The sequence below is a fragment of the Nostoc sp. DSM 114160 genome (assembly GCF_053470305.1).
The window spans coordinates 750,893-766,762 of the sequence record NZ_JBPFGO010000004.1 but is presented as its reverse complement, the minus strand read 5'-3'; the positions used below and the strand labels follow the sequence as shown (position 1 = coordinate 766,762).

The window sequence follows — 15,870 nt, the reverse complement described above, 5'->3', positions numbered from 1 at the left end:
TATCGTTTTCATAAGTCCTGTAGATGGACATATTCAAAATGTGAGAGTACACCTCGATACAAATAAACAATATTTTGAATCTACTTAGCAGCTTTTTTCAAACCTTGCCATCTTTGGCGCAATCGCTGCAAGTTAGGTGTACGATCGCCATAACGCCAGCCAACATAAGCTTGACAAATTTCATCTATAACCTCAGCAGTTGCTATAGGATGATGCTGGTATGAGACTCTGGCATACTCTAAAGGTGTTTGTGCTGGATGTTTGCCTAAACCTTTTTGAGTTGTCCATTGCAGCATTTGTTGATAAAGGCTCTCCATTGCTGGCAATTTCTTTAACCATCGGCGGTTGCGCCACTCTCGCCACTGACCCCAACCCAGCCAAGCGAAGAAAGCTGCTGTAGTTGACAAGACTAAGCCAGTTAACACGCCGAACCAACCTTGAGAGAATAAAGCTAAAAACCAAGCGATCGCTCTAATCACCCACTTAAATATTGTCTCAAATATATTATTCAACAAACCTGTCACCGGAGAAGGTAGCCAGCCAGCAACCCAATGCCACAATTGGCGCAATACGCTAAAAGTCTGAGTGTCTTCTATTGAAGGTGGTATCAGAGGATGATTGGGAATAGGATCAAAGGCAAACCAACCATATTTCGGAAAATACACTTCTGTCATCGCATAAGCGTCAGTATTACGGACAACATATAGCCCTGTAAATGGATTAAATTCTCCTGCACTAAACCCTGCTACCAACCGCGCTGGAATGCCAATGGAACGCAACATCACCGTGAGAACTGTTGAAAAGTGGTCTGGATAGCCTCCTTTTTGCTTAAACAAAAAAGTTTCTACCAAGTCTTCTTTTTCACTCAAATAAGGTAGTTCTAAGGGATTTTGAGGAACAGAGTAGCGTTGCTTTAAATATTGAGCTAAATAGAGAGTTTTTTCGTAGGGTGAATCCAGGCTTTTAGCAGATTTTGCGACTTTTTCTTGATTGTAGTTAGCGAGGATTTCTTCGGTACGTTGCCGGACTTTTTCGGCAATTTCGGGAGGAATTTGCAGATAATGCTTTTTAATTTGTTGCGGATATTTAGTAGAAGCTTCACCTAATTTAGTGCGATCGCGGTATGGCACTTCAGAAATTACTGTGTAGGTGAAACCTTCTGATAATTCTACAGGCGATCGCAATCCGTCTTCTTTATCAACAGCGATTACTGGTGCTGGAAAGTAAACTTCTTTGGGATAAGTCATCGCCGGAATCAGGTTAGGCAAATCCGACACCACTGTATAAGTTTGTACTACTTCTTGGGTTTTACCAGTGAGTACAGATGGGGAAAGAAAAATTTGGTAAGACCAAGGCGATCGCCTAACAGTCGTCACATTTTCATTGCGAGAAACTTCCCATCCCTTACCTGTATAGCGATCGAATGCTAATACTCGCCAAAAACCCTCAGCTTGCGATCGCACCCGCATCACAACCTTGGGTTTCATCTCCCCCCGCAGGTTTTGATTCATTTGGCTATTAAAGCCGTAATAAAAATTATTATCTACTTTACCTGGTTCACCTGTTTTATTTTGTGCCGTACCACCGCTACCACTGCCTTGATTCTCACCCTTCCCTTGGCGGACATAACCGGGGTTAATGATACTACGTCCTGTAAAATTATTTTTTACTTGAATAGCAGAACTTACAGGAAAATTCCGTAACTGATAGCCGGGGAATCTCGGTAAAACAGCAAAAATTGCCAGTCCCAAACCGACAATTAGCAAAAAAGTTAGAATTAAAAATTTAAAATTAAGACTTGAGGAATTCTTCTGATTGAATTTTTTCTTTTGAGTTTTTAATGGCTGCAAACCCAAGCGCGAACGATAATCTAATACTAGAGTTGGCAGAGCGATCGCTAAAAATAACAGCAACACAGGTGCAAATGCTAAAGTCTGACTTAGAGTTGCTGCTACACCCAATAAAATCAGTCCTATAACAATCGAATAGCCCAAATTTTTCCGGCGGGGTGTATCAAAGCTATGCAAGACCCTGGAGTTGAATTAATAACTCTGCCAAACCCAACCGCGTATCATTCAACTCTCCGACTAATCGCCCAAAGAAAGCACCCAGTGCTACTAACATTCCAATGGCGATGCAGAATTTAATTGCAACATTGCGATCGCGGCGACGATAATAACTCCAAATTGCACCCACACCACTCAGGGGTAACGCCCAAAAACTGAATGAAGTCTCAGCAGCAATATCCGTCGCCACAATTCCCAAAATAACCAACGCTAGCACCAGCACCCGCAAAAAAATTGAATCTTCCACTTCAATCAAAGGCGAACCCTGCGGATTTTGCCGCCAGAAATTACCTACAGGGATACGCCAAAACCGATTCATCCTGGATAAATTAAACATTTGAGTCTAGTAGAAGCAATGATGGAGATGCAAAAAACACAATGCGGGGGACGTAATTGCCTACCCTAGTACTGTGTCAAAAAAATTAATTATGGATAGGTGGTAGAGATGGAGATACACGAGAAATGGGTGATGCGGTGAATTGAGAAATCAAATACTTTCTCAATATCCCCATGTCCCCATATTCTCGCATCCCTGTGTCTTTGTAATAACTGCTTCTCGTAGACACCCTAATGACCGTTTGTTGAAAAATAGGATGAGCTTCAAAACCAGGAAAATCCTCTTAATATATATCGGCGTTGATTGACATAGTGTGCTAGCGGTGGAAATTTAACCTAAATCGTGAGATTAATCACAAACAACAACGGCTGTTCGTCTATTTCTGGAAATTCAACTTCCAGGGTATAAGTTGGGTTAAGTTGCTCGCAGCCTAACTCTACATTTAAGTATCCCGAAGTCGAAGATGTTGTCATTGCTAAAGTGCCACTTCCCCGCAGCGTCAAAGTTCCTTTAACAGGTAACTCAGCTTGAACAAGCAACTTCGTAAGTTTACCTAGAGACTGGTATTCTACTCTGATGTTCAAAGCACCAACACTGGTTAGCCACTGTCTTTCTACTACTGGACTAGTTGCTGAAACTGGTAGAGTCAGATTTTCCAGCAGTTGTTTAGCTGCTAGCAACGACAAAGCCATCTGTTGACGCGGTTGTAAATCTGAGTAATCGCTCTGAATAGCGGGCATTGTCTCCAGAGTACTTGCAGACCGATAGGTGCTTCTTAGCACCAATCCAGCTATATCATTTAGTGCTTGAGACTCATTGGGAAAAAAGTTCTCCACCACTTGAACTAATTTTGCCCCCAATGGCACTGAAGATGTCACTAAAGCCTGACATTGTTCTAGCAATTGCTGGAAAACTTTTTCCGGTAAGCGGGTTGGCAAGGTCAACTTTGATTGTTGTACCATCCATCCCCAGCTAGGAACGAGTGTCATTGAAGGCTCATCAACAAAATCAGGATATTCGATTAATTGTGTTTCCCAAGGAAACAACGGTGGGTGTTCTTGGGCTTGGATTTGTAACCGATTCTTAAGGACAGCTTGAAAACGATCTTGCACAGTAGGAATTTCTCCCAGTTGAAAGGTCTGGGGCGTTCCTCCTAATTTTGGCTCACTGCTTTTTGAAGCAGTGGCTTCTTTGAGGAGGTTTTTTACCCCGTCATTTTCCTCACTTTCTACCGATTGCTCGTTATTTTTGACATCATCTGTCAATAACCAATCGAGACATCGGTGTTGTAAGGATTCTGAGTCACTATTCATGAGTAGATGCACCCGATCCGGAAACTAATGAGTTACGAATTTCCCAAGCTTGCTCAAGAATTTTAAACCATCGTTTTTGCAGTTGTGCCATTGACAGCCCTAAAATTTTTGCTATTTTTTCATCAGCTTGTCCTTGTTGTTTCAACTCTAATAAAGACCGTTGTTTATTGTCCAGCTGTGCTGTGTATACTTGCCATTGCTGGGGAGTTAAACCCAAATTGGTGTGCAAAGAAGCTTCCAGCCACTCGTGAACTAATTCCCAACGGTGCAACAGGGCAAACCGAATTAAATGATACTTAAAGCGCTGTTGCAAATAATCTCTCTGACGAGGGGTTAAACCTAAAACCGATTCAATTTCCTGTGCTGATAAATCTTGGAGGCGGAGAGAAAAATAATCAGCGCAGTCAGATTGTTGCCGTTGTTCGAGATAATTCATTAGTTCCGTAACCACAACGGAACGCAAGGTGTCTTCTTCGGGTTCGGGTTCGGCTTGCGTTGCCATTGTGGAGCGCAATTGGTGAATTGCTGGCTCTTCCCAAGAACCATCACCTTCATTATTGCTACCTTCTGCGGCTTGTTCTATATCTACGCTGGTTTCTGGGGGCTGCTGTTGGGAAAAAGTTTGCGCGCGCAGGATAATTAGCTGTTGCTGACGCCCTGGTAAGGGAATGCGTCGCTTGCCGTAGCGCTCGGTAAATGCCATATACTCGGACAATTCCAAGAGCGTCTGCGGGCGATAAGTAGCACCAAGTTGATTTTCTCGCCGGAAAGCGTTCAACGCTTCTAAATAAAAACTCTGGAGGAAATCTTCGATGATTGTCAGCCGCCCTTGATAGCTCAATTGTCTCTGAGGAGGATTAATGTATCGATAAATAATTGCACTCAAAGTACTGTGTAATTCGACTCTGCCCCGATTTGAACCCAACTGATAGTACCTGAGACACTGTTGCAGCCGATGCCGAGCCAAGGGTCATCGCCGAGCTTTCTACAGATCCAGAAGCTTGGATACGTTTACTCTCATGACAAATCCGGTAGACTTCGGTGGTAATACGTCTTGCTACGTCGTGACAATTCTGTTCCGAAGCTTTGGTTGACTGCTGAAACTCCTTGGACAGGAGTTGAAAGATCGCCTCCACGCCTGTAGAATTTTCTCCCAGAATAGTTGCAGATGGAATAGTTGCGGTTGCGGCTGAATTCATAGTCTCGGTTTTCAAAAGACCCTAACTTAACTTAAATACAACCTGTAGGACTGTGGGTATTGGCTAGTTTGGTTTTACGTATAAGCTAAACGCAGGCCAATCCTATATTGAAGATATGGCTGATTTTATTATTCCCAATTCTGATGGGATTGTTCACACTTGATAGATGTTATTGCCATTACCCAAGAGTCGTATACAAGTCATTATGGATTTAGAAGCACAAATTCAATTGCTGATTGACAATGCACCCCGCGATGGTATGACACCACATCTTGTTGCAGCAATTGCTCCTGCCCTGAGAGCGATCGCTCAAAAATTACGCTACTCCCAGTACTATATTCTCCAGAATTCGGAGTCAAGCTGGGTTTTAACTACATTGAGCAATCGTGCTAACCCAGGATTAGAAAAACGTGTGATTTACGCTTTCCCTACCATACAGGATGTCTCTCTAATTTCCCCTGATGGGCTTGACCCTCAAATGCTAGCTAAAATTACTCCTGTCACCCATATTTTGTTCCAATTGGTGGCATTAGAACCCGTAGATAGTATCGTTTTTTTGGAGACGCCGGGTAAGACCACTCATACCGTCGAAGTTCGACGCACTGAACTAGAAAAACTCATGCAGAAACAGTTACGACAAAAGCGATCGCCTAAACAGATACCCCCTGATATTGCATAGAAAAAATTTGGATGTGGGATTTTTTAGATACAACCCCACATCCAAAATTTTAAATCTCAAATTTCTTTAAAAAAGTTTTCTAAATCAGTGAAAAAAGAAATTTTTTCTTTCCGTTACACCATACGACTGACTCAACTTTTGGTGAAACCTAAAATTGATTAAAAAATAGTTATCAGTGAACATTTTTCCGTTTTTAAGTTTTAGTTTCCTAGTGAAGCAGAGTTTTATACTTAAGAACTTTCACATCAAAAAATATCTCATTCTTGATTGTGAGGTGGCCAGTAACCAAAAGCGGACAAGTCTTTAGAGTGAACGCTCAGTCAAAACTATCCACCCCAGAAGTAGTAGTAATTTATTTTTTAGAAATCCCTAAGAACTTCCAAATCAAAACCCCACTTTCTACTTGCTAAATAAGTGGATTAAATTAAACATAAAGCTACCTCAGTGTGTTAAAGCGTTGCATAACACAACATTTCAGGTTTTCCGTGGGTTACAGAAGCCACAACACACCTACATCTAAATTCCCACTTTCTACCTAAGAACTGAGAACTGATTTAATAGAGGCGACTCAGTGTGTACTCAGCAATGTTAATCAATGCCTGGTGAGATTCTGAGGGTGGGAGAACCGCAAGATGTTCAATTGCCAACTTAGCATGATGAGCAGCTAACTCTCGCGCCTGCTGTATACCTTGACTATCTTGAATCAGTGCTAGTGCTTGCTCTAAATCTCCTTCTTGAGCAAACTCTCGTTCAATCAGCACTTCCAAGGATGGTTTTTGGGCTAAAGCAAATAAAACCGGTGCAGTCAGATTACCACTTTTGATATCAGACCCCACTGGTTTACCCAAGGTATCTGTTGTACTGGTGAAATCTAAAATGTCATCAACAATTTGAAATGCTATACCAAAATGACGACCGTAGCTATACAGATGCTCAACAGTTTCTCGCGAGACTTCACTAAGTAACGCAGCAGCTTTAGAACTATTGGCGATTAACGAAGCTGTTTTGTAATAACTCTTCTCAATGTACGTTTCAATAGAGATACCAGCATCAAAACGATTAAGTCCCTGCTGAATCTCCCCAGTAGCCAAATCCATAATGACTTGTGAGAGCAGTTTCACTACCTCCAAATTGTCCAAGTTTGCTAAATACCAGGACGATTGGGCAAAGAGAAAATCTCCTGCTAAGATGGCAATGCGGTTACTGTTAAAGAAACTATGAACAGTGGGAACGCCTCGCCGCACGTCTGATTCATCTACTACATCGTCATGTACCAAACTTGCTGTGTGAATCATTTCTGTAATCTCAGCAAGGCGGCGATGACGCGGTGTAATGTCTTGTTCTAACATTGTTGCCCGCGATATTAGCAGGACAATTGCTGGTCTAATACGCTTTCCCCCAGCTCCGAATAAATATTCGGCTGCTGCAAACAGAATGGGGTGGCGATTTCCAACTAGCTGTTTTAGGTTATCTGCTAGTAATCGCAGGGTCTGCTTCCACAGGGGTAAACAGGGAGGTGGCTGGGGTCATGGATGGGCGGACTCTGACTTAGGTTACGAAAGTTTACATATCCTATACTCATTTTAAGATAACCCTGTGCCAGCGCAAAGTTTTCATCAGGTAATCCCGTTTTTATGAGTCTATGGGTGATAATTAAGGTTGTTAAGGTTTTTGTCAATAAGCAATTGTACTTAATTTGTCGTTACTCAAACTTTCAACTAACTTCAAAAATGAATTCTCAGTACACGGAACACAGGTTACATTAAATTGTGTCAAGTAGTTTCTCATCTCACCTTTATTGCCACAGTTCCAAAAATAATTTAGGCAATATTACTTATTGACAAAAATGAAGTAATCCAAATTTGCCGCCAAGAGGCAAGGCTAAATTTCTCTAGATTGAGGTGTAGCTCTCCAAAAAATTTGAAATTTAGCAGCCCAATAAGCTCAAAATTTAGGGTCGTTGTGTTACGCTAAAATATAGGAATTTTAAATTTTGTAAGATATTCGCAGCCCAAAAGTTAAGTCAGCTACTAGTTGATTTTACTTAATTGGGGCTGTGAGTCTAAAATAAATATTCGTCGGTTAGATTAAGGGAATAAATTCTTTAATTTTTCCTACGATATGTAAAACTCTTGGTTTGGAGCTGTGTGATATCCCTATGGGAAGCCGCTACACGTACTTAGCGCACGTAGAGCGCAAGCATTGCTCTTTTGCCAGCAGTTTGAGCAAAAATAAAGCAGATCGAGTAGACCGCTGAGAATCGTAGTTTTAGATTGCTAAACGGCAAGCTAACTGCTGTCGGATCTATGGTTTGCAAGAAATCGCATTAGGTCATAAATTCTTTGTCCGTAGAGGATTTTATCTCTATAGGTAATTTTACCATAGGAAACTACAGTCATCAAGAATGTACTTGCTTGGCTGAGGTTCTACTAATTTTATGAAATTTTATATTCGTTTAGAAGGGTGCTAGTAGAACAATGATTTACGGAAGTATACCTATGATGATTTTTATTTTAGCCTCTGGATATTTGTTCACAGTCTACCTGTTATTAGCACTGGCGAAGCGAACGGGTACAAAGACTGTTCCTACAAGTTTCCCTTCATCTACCGAAGGAAAACACAAGCAGGAGATATCAGTAAGGACAAAGGTAACTCAAGCAGTTAATAGTCAATAGTTAGGAGTTAGAAGTGAGGAGTTATTAATTCAAAACTTCTAACTCCTAACTTCTCACTTTTGAAATAGTTTTATTGGAGTTGGGAAATAGCGATATCGGTGAAAGAAACCTCTTCAACCATTGGGGTATAGCCTAGCCACTGCACTCCTGACTGAGAAAACTGTTGCGGACAACCGCTGACGGCGAAGCGAGTTGGTAATGGTAGATGAGTATTTTTTAAGCCTAGTAAGTCTAGTTCTTGCGCACAAGCTGCCACAACATGAACAGCTGGATCGACCAACTGGACTTGAGAGGGGAGGAGCGATCGCAGTACTGGTGTCAGGTGGGGATAATGGGTACAGCCGTGAACTAGAGTGTCAATTTCCTGCTCTAATAAAGGCTCTAGGTAGCCTCGTGCGACTTGTGCAGTGTAAGGATCGTGAATGCGGTTTTGCTCAATCAATGGCACAAACTCCGGACATCCAACTTGCCAGACTTGGACATCGGGAGCAATTTCAAGAATAGCGTGCTTATAAGCATTACTTTTAGCTGTAGCTGGAGTGGCAATTACACCAATCCGTTTTCCTTGCTGCACCGCAGCTTTTGCACCCGGTAGGATTACTCCCAAAATAGGTATGCTGAATTCTTGACGCACGGTTTCTAGGGCTAGGGCAGAACTGGTGTTGCAAGCCATAATCACCATTTTTACCCCCTGCTGTTGTAGCCAGGTAATAATTTCACGTGTAAATCGTAAAATTTCTGCTTGTGAACGAATTCCGTAAGGAAGTCTAGCTGTATCCCCAAAGTAAACTATTGATTCATTGGGAAGTTGTCGATAAATTTGTCGCAGTACTGTTAGCCCACCCACACCACTATCAAAGATGCCAATTGGGGCACGTTGGGGTTCTCGATTGGAAAAATCGTCAAGATTCCCTTCAAAAATGGAAGATGAATACACAGGCAGATATATTTTTAGGTTTTGAGATTTAAAATACAGAATTTAGCAGACAATCTCCAAATTGACCACTAAATTCTGCGCGTCAAAGAAGTTTAAATACCACCTCTTTAATTAGTAATTTGTACTATATTACCTCTGCTGTAAGTATTTTAGAATGCCACGAGCGATCGCTTCTGCCATCCGATTTTGATATTCAGGTGTTCCCAATCTGGGATTATCCTCGTAACCAGTCATATAGCCTGTTTCTACCAAAATCGAAGGCATGGAGCTTTTCCTCAGAACATAGAATCTCGCTTTGCGGGTTCCCCGGTCTTTAATAGTACCGATGTCCTGGAGAATGGTTTTACGAACTACTTCAGCCAGATTGTAACCACTATCGAAATAATATACTTCTAACCCATTGACATCAGGGCGATTATCAACAGAATTAGCGTGAATGCTGACAAACAAAGTCGCATTAACCCGCTTGGCAATATCTACCCGTCCCTGAAGTTCTACGAAAAAGTCGGCATCCCGCGTTAGTACCGCTTGTACACCATTTTGCTCTAAAATTGCTCCTACCCTTTTCCCAATAGGCAGAATTACATTCTTTTCTAAAAGTCCTCCCAAACCAGGGGCACCTGAGTCTTTTCCACCATGTCCTGGGTCAATAACTACTAGCAATTTCCCTCTGGGAACTGAGGGGCGTGGCTGTGGCTGGGAGATTGGACGGGGATTATCTATGGGATTTGGTAATTGTCCTTGGTCTGGTAATGGCAGAGGAGGTAAAGCAATGGGCGGTGTGATGCTGCTACTACGCCGTAATTCTAAAGCTAAAAGCTGGTCGCCAACTTGGTTGAGTTCCCCAATTTGTACTCCAGCGGCTGGTTGAACCAAGACGGTGACAGTATTGGATTCTTGTGGTTGCAGGCGTACCCGCAAAATTGGGCTATTAGGATTAAAAGTCGGGCCTGTGACTTTGGGGGCTAACTTAGCATTGTTGATAGTGATGCGGAACAGACCAGAGGTTCTATCCCATCCTCCTGTAGCAGACAAAGTTTGGTCAGCTCGAATCAGCAGTTGTGTACCATTATTAGCCAGTTGTACAGACTGAATGCTAGCAGGTGTGTTACTTGGTGGTATGGGACGTGGACTGTTACTTCCAGGCAACTGAGCAACTCCACGACTGGGTAGAACCACAAAACCACCAACACTGCTAGTGGTTGCTCGCCAATTTGGACTATTTTCATCTACTTGTAAAGTCAGGCGAACAACAGATGGACTAGTTTGCAGCTGGCTGAACTGGATACGGCTAACACCATAGCGATTAATTGACAAATCTCGCTGCTCTAAACTTGGTGATAGAGTTGCGCCAGTAATATCGATGTTAATTGCCTTTTGATCGTTGCTACGATTTACCTGAATCTGAGGATTACCACCATTGGTACGGACAAAAAAACCATCACCAGTGACTTGTAAGTTCTCAATTTGAGTAACTTTGGCGACAATCATTCTGTTGTTCAGCAATCTGGTGTTCTGTGGATTTACAGAGCCACTTGTCACCACATTATAAATATTCCTTGGGGGGAATGTTGGTGTAGATGTTCTGGGTGAAGTATCAGAGGCTATAGCTTGTTCTGGTTGCCCTTCAGTGTTTCTTGCGGGTACATTGTCGGCTTCTGGCCTAGGTAATTGCACTGTCCAGCGATCGCCAGTTGTACTCACAAATTGCACTCGTTTGGGGTCTAAACTATAACCAGGAGTTAGTTCAACCACTATGCGCGTTGTTTGTTCGTCAAACTGCCCAACACGGATTGAACGAATTGCACCGCCCACCTGTTGGGTTAGCTGCGGACGACCAAATGAGGTTCCTGGTAAATCAATAACTAGACGAGTCGGGTTAAAAATTAATTGTGCTTGGGGTTGAACATCCCCTTGAGTATTAATTTCCAACTTGTTTTGATTGGCATCAAAACGCCAAGATTCAAGTCTCGCGGCCATTGCCGGCGACGATAGCATGAAGATGGTTCCAATAGTACTGGATAGTAACCAGCGTAATTTCACAGTCTTTTCTCCTGATTCACATTTATGGGAGCCGTCAACATCTCAACATATTGGCAAATCCTCACACCGTCACCGCGCACACTTGAGTTTTGCGCTGTTATTAAGACACAGCTAATGGCGTAAAATATAGCACGCTCCTCTGATTTTGCCATGCCATTAGCCTATATAAATTTGACTGCCAATTTTAGATTTTAGATTCCCGATTTTAGTTTTCTGCCAGACTAGGGTCTTGCTACACTAACACCTGTTGTAAGTGATACAAATCCAAAATCTAAAATCCTTCGACTGAGCGTAGCCGTACCCTCCAAAGAAGCAAGCTAGGCGTAGCGTTCCGCAGAACAGTCTAAAATTCAAAATTTGTTGACTTGCAAAGTATCAAATGACAATAACAAAGAAGCTGCTCTTATTCCGCCGCAAGAATACTTAAATTGTTTTACTACTAAATTGGATAAAAATGGTAAAGATTAGATGTACTTACTCAACAATTTAGAAATTTAGACTAAATTACTTATCTTCTCTTTAGATACTGAAGAACGCCACGAGCGATCGCTTCTGCCATTTGATTTTGGTAAGCTGAAGTTCGGAGCCTAGCCATATCCTGTCGACCAGTCATATAACCTGTTTCCACGAGAATGGAAGGCATAGAACTTTTTCTGAGGACATAAAATCTGGCTCGCCGCACTCCCCTGTCTTTGATAGTACTAATACTTTGAAGAATACTACTACGGACAATACGAGCTAAATCCAGTCCGCTGTCGTAATAATAGACTTCCAAGCCATTAACATCGGGACGACTCGCACCTGCGGAATTAGCGTGGATGCTCACAAACACATCAGCATTAGCTCGCTCTGCTAATTGCACCCGTCCCGGAAGAGTAACAAAATAGTCAGAATCCCGCGTCAGAATCACTTGTACACCATGTTGCTGCAAAATCTCACTCAACCTTTTACCAATAGGCAAGATCACATCTTTTTCGCGCGCTCCCCCAATGCCAAGCGCTCCTGAGTCTTTACCACCATGTCCGGGGTCAATAATAACTACCACTCGCCCATTGGTAACTCGGCGTTGTGGTTGTATTAGGGGTCGAGGGTTTGGATTGTTTGGGGTCTGGGAATGGCCCGCGGTTCGGTGGTGGTAGCCCAGGTAAAGCAAAGGGTGGTCTTCCGGGAAGGGTGACAACTCGCCGAGAACCTTGTATTGGTACCAAAAGCTGCTCGCCGATTTGCTGGGGTTGCCCAAGTTGCACTCCTCCTGCGGGTTGAACTAAAACAACCACTGTATTGGATGCTTGAGGTTGGAGACGTACCCGAAGAATGGGGCTATTGGGAGCAAAAGTAGGCCCGATAACTCTGGGAGCTAACTTAGCATTGGTAATTGTGACGCGGAAAATACCTAAGGATCTATCCCAGGTTCCCGTAGCAGATAAAGGTTGGTTGCCTCTAATTAGCAGTTGTTTGCCATTATCAGCAAGTTGCACAGACTCAATTGTTGCTGGCGAGTTATTGGTAGATGCTCTATTGGGAAAGGAAACGGCTTCTGACTGATTGTCCGAATTATTACTTCCAGGCAATCTGACAACTCGACTAGGTAGAACTATCAAACCACCATCGCTACTATTACTTGCTCGCCAATCTGGGCTATTTTTATCTACCCGCAAAGTGAGGCGGACACTAGGAGGTTGGCTTTGCAATGAGGTGAATTCGACGCGGCTAATACCATATTTGTTAACGGGTATATTCCTCTGCTGCATCAGACGTGATGATAAAGATGCACCAGAAATATCAACGAAGATGGTAGCGCGATCGCGGCTACGAATTACCTGAATCGGAGGATTACCACCACTGGTACGAATGAACAACCCATCACCTGTTACCTGTAAGCTCTCAATTTGAGTTGCCCCTCGTGTAGTAGTAGCAACTCTTGAAATATTAGATTGACGTTCGGAGTCTGGGGTAACTACACTGTAAGCACTTCTAGGAGATGAAGCTACTTTTTCGACTTCTGGTTTCGGTAATTGCACCGTCCAGCGATCGCCAGTTGTACCAACAAATTTCACTCGTTTCGGATCTAAACTGTAACCAGGAGTCAATTCGACAACTATGCGTGTTGTATCTACATCAAACTGTCCAACACGAATTGAGCGAATTCCACCACCCACCTGTTGGGTTAACTGTGGACGACCAAATGTAGTTCCCGGCAAATCAATTACCAACCGAGTTGGGTTGAAAATTAGTTGTGCTTGGGGTTGAACTGCTCCCACAGTATTAATTTCCAGCCTGTTTTGATTGGCATCAAAGCGCCAAGATTCAAGTCTCGCGGCCATTGCTGGCGACGATAGCATGAAGATAGTTCCAATAGTGCTGGCTAGTAACCAATGTAATTTCACAGTCCTTTCTCCTAATTCACATTCATGGGAGCCGTCAATATCTCAACTCATTGGTAAATCATCATCACACTATCACCACCTAAACTTGACTTCTGAATCCCTTGTTTGATTTTTAAACTAGTATTTAGACACACTTAAAATCATCGATCGGGTTTCAAATTAAGTTTAAATCCCCATGCGAAACATTCCACCTTTACAGGTGGAAAACTCTGACTCCCAATAAGGCTACAAAACTGATAATTGATAGCTGTTTACTGATTAGTGTTTGTTCTTTGCTGCCATCGATGCACTGATTAAATAATTCCCATTACTGTCAAACGATCTAGCAAGATTTATGGGTGTTACTCCCCAATTATGTGGAAAATATTCATATAAAGGCTCACAAGCTAGGGGAGACTAGAAATTAAGTAACATTCTGAATGCTGGTAGAAATTATAAACAAATGATTATTCTACAATCACACGGGACGGAGATTTGAGGATAGAAGTTTCCACTGCACAATTGGAGGAGAGGAGCAGGGGAGCAGGGGGAGATGGGGGAGATGGGGGAGATGAGGGAGATGAGGGGACAAGGAGATAAACAAAACTCCTAACTCCTAACTCCTAACTCAGCACGGGCTAAACGCCCCGCTATCGCTAACAGCACTCCTAACGCCCAATGCCTCATTCCCCATTCCCAATAATTAACGATCGCCAGAATCTGGAGTTACTCCCAAATTGCTGCTGTCATTTGATGCTGGCACCCTCGATTGAGGTGGTTCAATTACCAACGAAGTCCCAGAGGAACTGTCTAAAATTAGTTGCTCTGAATTTCCGTCCACGGTTTTTGGATCTGGAAACACAAATCGTAACAATGGAGGAGCTAAAAAGGTTGTCAAGATAACCATCATAATAATTGCTGCCCCTAATGGTTTCGAGAGAGCGCCACTAGCAGCGCCGACACCAGCAAACACTAACCCAACCTCGCCTCTAGGAATCATCCCCACACCGATCGCTAAACGGTTGATTTCCGGTTGACCAAACACGCTTAAACCTGTGATTACTTTACCGAGAATGGCTACTGTAATCAGGAAAGTTGCCATAATTAGACCTTCACGATTGTCGGGAATTGCTGGGTTTAACACTCCCAAATCGGTTTTTGCGCCAACAGTCACAAAGAAAATTGGCACTAACATATCGGCAATGGGACAGACTTGCCTTTGCAGTTCTTTACGCTTATCTGTTTCTTCTAGAACTAAACCAGCTGCAAAAGCTCCTAAAATTGCTTCTAACTGGATGACAGCAGCCAGGTATGCCATAGCAAAAGCGAAGACGAATGCTGGGATTACTAGTCCACCACGTGTTTTGAGTTGATCGGCGATCGCTACAAAGGACTTATTGAAAACATTGCCTAGTAGGATTGCTCCCAAAATAAAACCAGTGGCGCTGATAATCAAATAAATGACTTTACTGACATCCACCACGCCGTCTTTAGCTAAACTGGCAACTACCGCTAAAACGATGATTCCTAGTACGTCATCAATTACAGCAGCACCCAAAATAATCTGCCCTTCTTTAGAATTGAGTCGCCCCAGTTCTGACAGCACTTTGGAAGTAATACCAATACTAGTAGCAGTCAAAGCCGCCCCTGCAAAAATTGCAGGTACAGCGCTAATACCAAACAAAGTCATCAGTCCCACAGTCCCAGCGGCAAAGGGTACTGCTACCCCCACGACTGCAACGACAGTGGCTTGGATACCAACTGCCATTAAATCTTTTAAATTCGACTCCAAGCCGATTTCAAACAGCAGAATAATCACACCCAATTCTGCCAGAACGGAAACGACCTCGGACTGGGCTGCAAACACCGCTGGAGCAGCTTCAGGCGTTAAACCAGCAGTGGTTTGAAGAAAGGACACAATCAAAGAATTAGAACTGTCTGTGCCGCCTTCTGGAAAGACTAAAAGATGGAAAACAGAGATGCCAACTACCACACCGCCAACGAGTTCGCCTAAAACAGGCGGCAAACCCACTTGGTTTGATAACTCTCCACCAACTTTGCTGGCGAGATAAATAACTACTAAGCTTAGTAGCACTGCTGCTACTACCATTGAACTGTCTGCGGCTTGTGTTGCGCTAGCCAGCAGAGGAAAAGAGAAGTTGATTGGTTCTAACAAATGCATTAGGTTCTCTGAAAATCCTTCTCTTTGATTCTGACGCGTTTCTGAAAAACATCCTATGGTGAAGCAATCCGAA

The 15,870-nt window shown here is 43.0% G+C and carries 7 protein-coding genes and 4 pseudogenes; 2 read left to right on the top strand and 9 right to left on the bottom strand.

Annotated features, from left to right (window positions below; all coding sequences use genetic code 11):
- Nucleotides 1–80: 80 nt before the first annotated feature.
- From NSTCB13_RS35200 to hetZ, 3 genes and pseudogenes are all read right to left on the bottom strand, one after another.
- Nucleotides 81–2,385 (bottom strand): annotated as a pseudogene (locus NSTCB13_RS35200) (transglutaminase TgpA family protein).
- A gap of 353 nt (nucleotides 2,386–2,738) precedes the next feature.
- Complete coding sequence (locus NSTCB13_RS35195) at nucleotides 2,739–3,716, bottom strand: PatU (protein WP_448275632.1); 978 nt, start codon at nucleotides 3,714–3,716, stop codon at nucleotides 2,739–2,741.
- Nucleotides 3,709–4,915 (bottom strand): annotated as a pseudogene (gene hetZ / locus NSTCB13_RS35190) (heterocyst differentiation protein HetZ). The gene NSTCB13_RS35195 and the pseudogene hetZ overlap by 8 nt, the downstream one beginning before the upstream one ends.
- 205 nt (nucleotides 4,916–5,120) lie before the next feature.
- Here hetZ and NSTCB13_RS35185 point away from each other — a divergent pair.
- Nucleotides 5,121–5,594 carry a hypothetical protein gene (locus tag NSTCB13_RS35185; protein ID WP_322682951.1) on the top strand — a complete coding sequence of 158 codons (474 nt, stop codon included), beginning with the start codon at nucleotides 5,121–5,123 and terminating at the stop codon, nucleotides 5,592–5,594.
- A 554-nt stretch (nucleotides 5,595–6,148) separates the two neighbouring features.
- On the opposite strand, the pseudogene sds reads toward NSTCB13_RS35185, so the two are convergent.
- Nucleotides 6,149–7,124 (bottom strand): annotated as a pseudogene (gene sds, locus NSTCB13_RS35180) (solanesyl diphosphate synthase).
- Nucleotides 7,125–8,071: 947 nt separating this feature from the next.
- Between sds and NSTCB13_RS35175 the strand changes: the two are divergent.
- Nucleotides 8,072–8,269, top strand: a complete 198-nt coding sequence (locus NSTCB13_RS35175) for a hypothetical protein (RefSeq protein WP_448266723.1) — start codon at nucleotides 8,072–8,074, stop codon at nucleotides 8,267–8,269.
- A 70-nt stretch (nucleotides 8,270–8,339) separates the two neighbouring features.
- Here the strand turns inward: NSTCB13_RS35175 and murI are convergent, their stop codons facing one another.
- From murI to NSTCB13_RS35150, 5 genes and pseudogenes are all read right to left on the bottom strand, one after another.
- Entirely contained in the window at nucleotides 8,340–9,206 is an 867-nt protein-coding gene (murI, locus tag NSTCB13_RS35170) for a glutamate racemase (RefSeq protein WP_448266724.1), read from the bottom strand.
- Between the two features lie 129 nt (nucleotides 9,207–9,335).
- Complete coding sequence (locus tag NSTCB13_RS35165) at nucleotides 9,336–11,249, bottom strand: N-acetylmuramoyl-L-alanine amidase (RefSeq protein WP_448275631.1); 1,914 nt, start codon at nucleotides 11,247–11,249, stop codon at nucleotides 9,336–9,338.
- Entirely contained in the window at nucleotides 11,246–11,401 is a 156-nt protein-coding gene (locus NSTCB13_RS35160) for a hypothetical protein (protein ID WP_322665579.1), read from the bottom strand. The genes NSTCB13_RS35165 and NSTCB13_RS35160 overlap by 4 nt, the downstream gene beginning before the upstream one ends.
- A 356-nt stretch (nucleotides 11,402–11,757) precedes the next feature.
- A pseudogene (locus NSTCB13_RS35155) lies at nucleotides 11,758–13,636 on the bottom strand (N-acetylmuramoyl-L-alanine amidase).
- Nucleotides 13,637–14,318: 682 nt separating this feature from the next.
- Complete coding sequence (locus NSTCB13_RS35150) at nucleotides 14,319–15,797, bottom strand: cation:proton antiporter (RefSeq protein ID WP_445626282.1); 1,479 nt, start codon at nucleotides 15,795–15,797, stop codon at nucleotides 14,319–14,321.
- Between the last annotated feature and the right edge of the window lie 73 nt (nucleotides 15,798–15,870).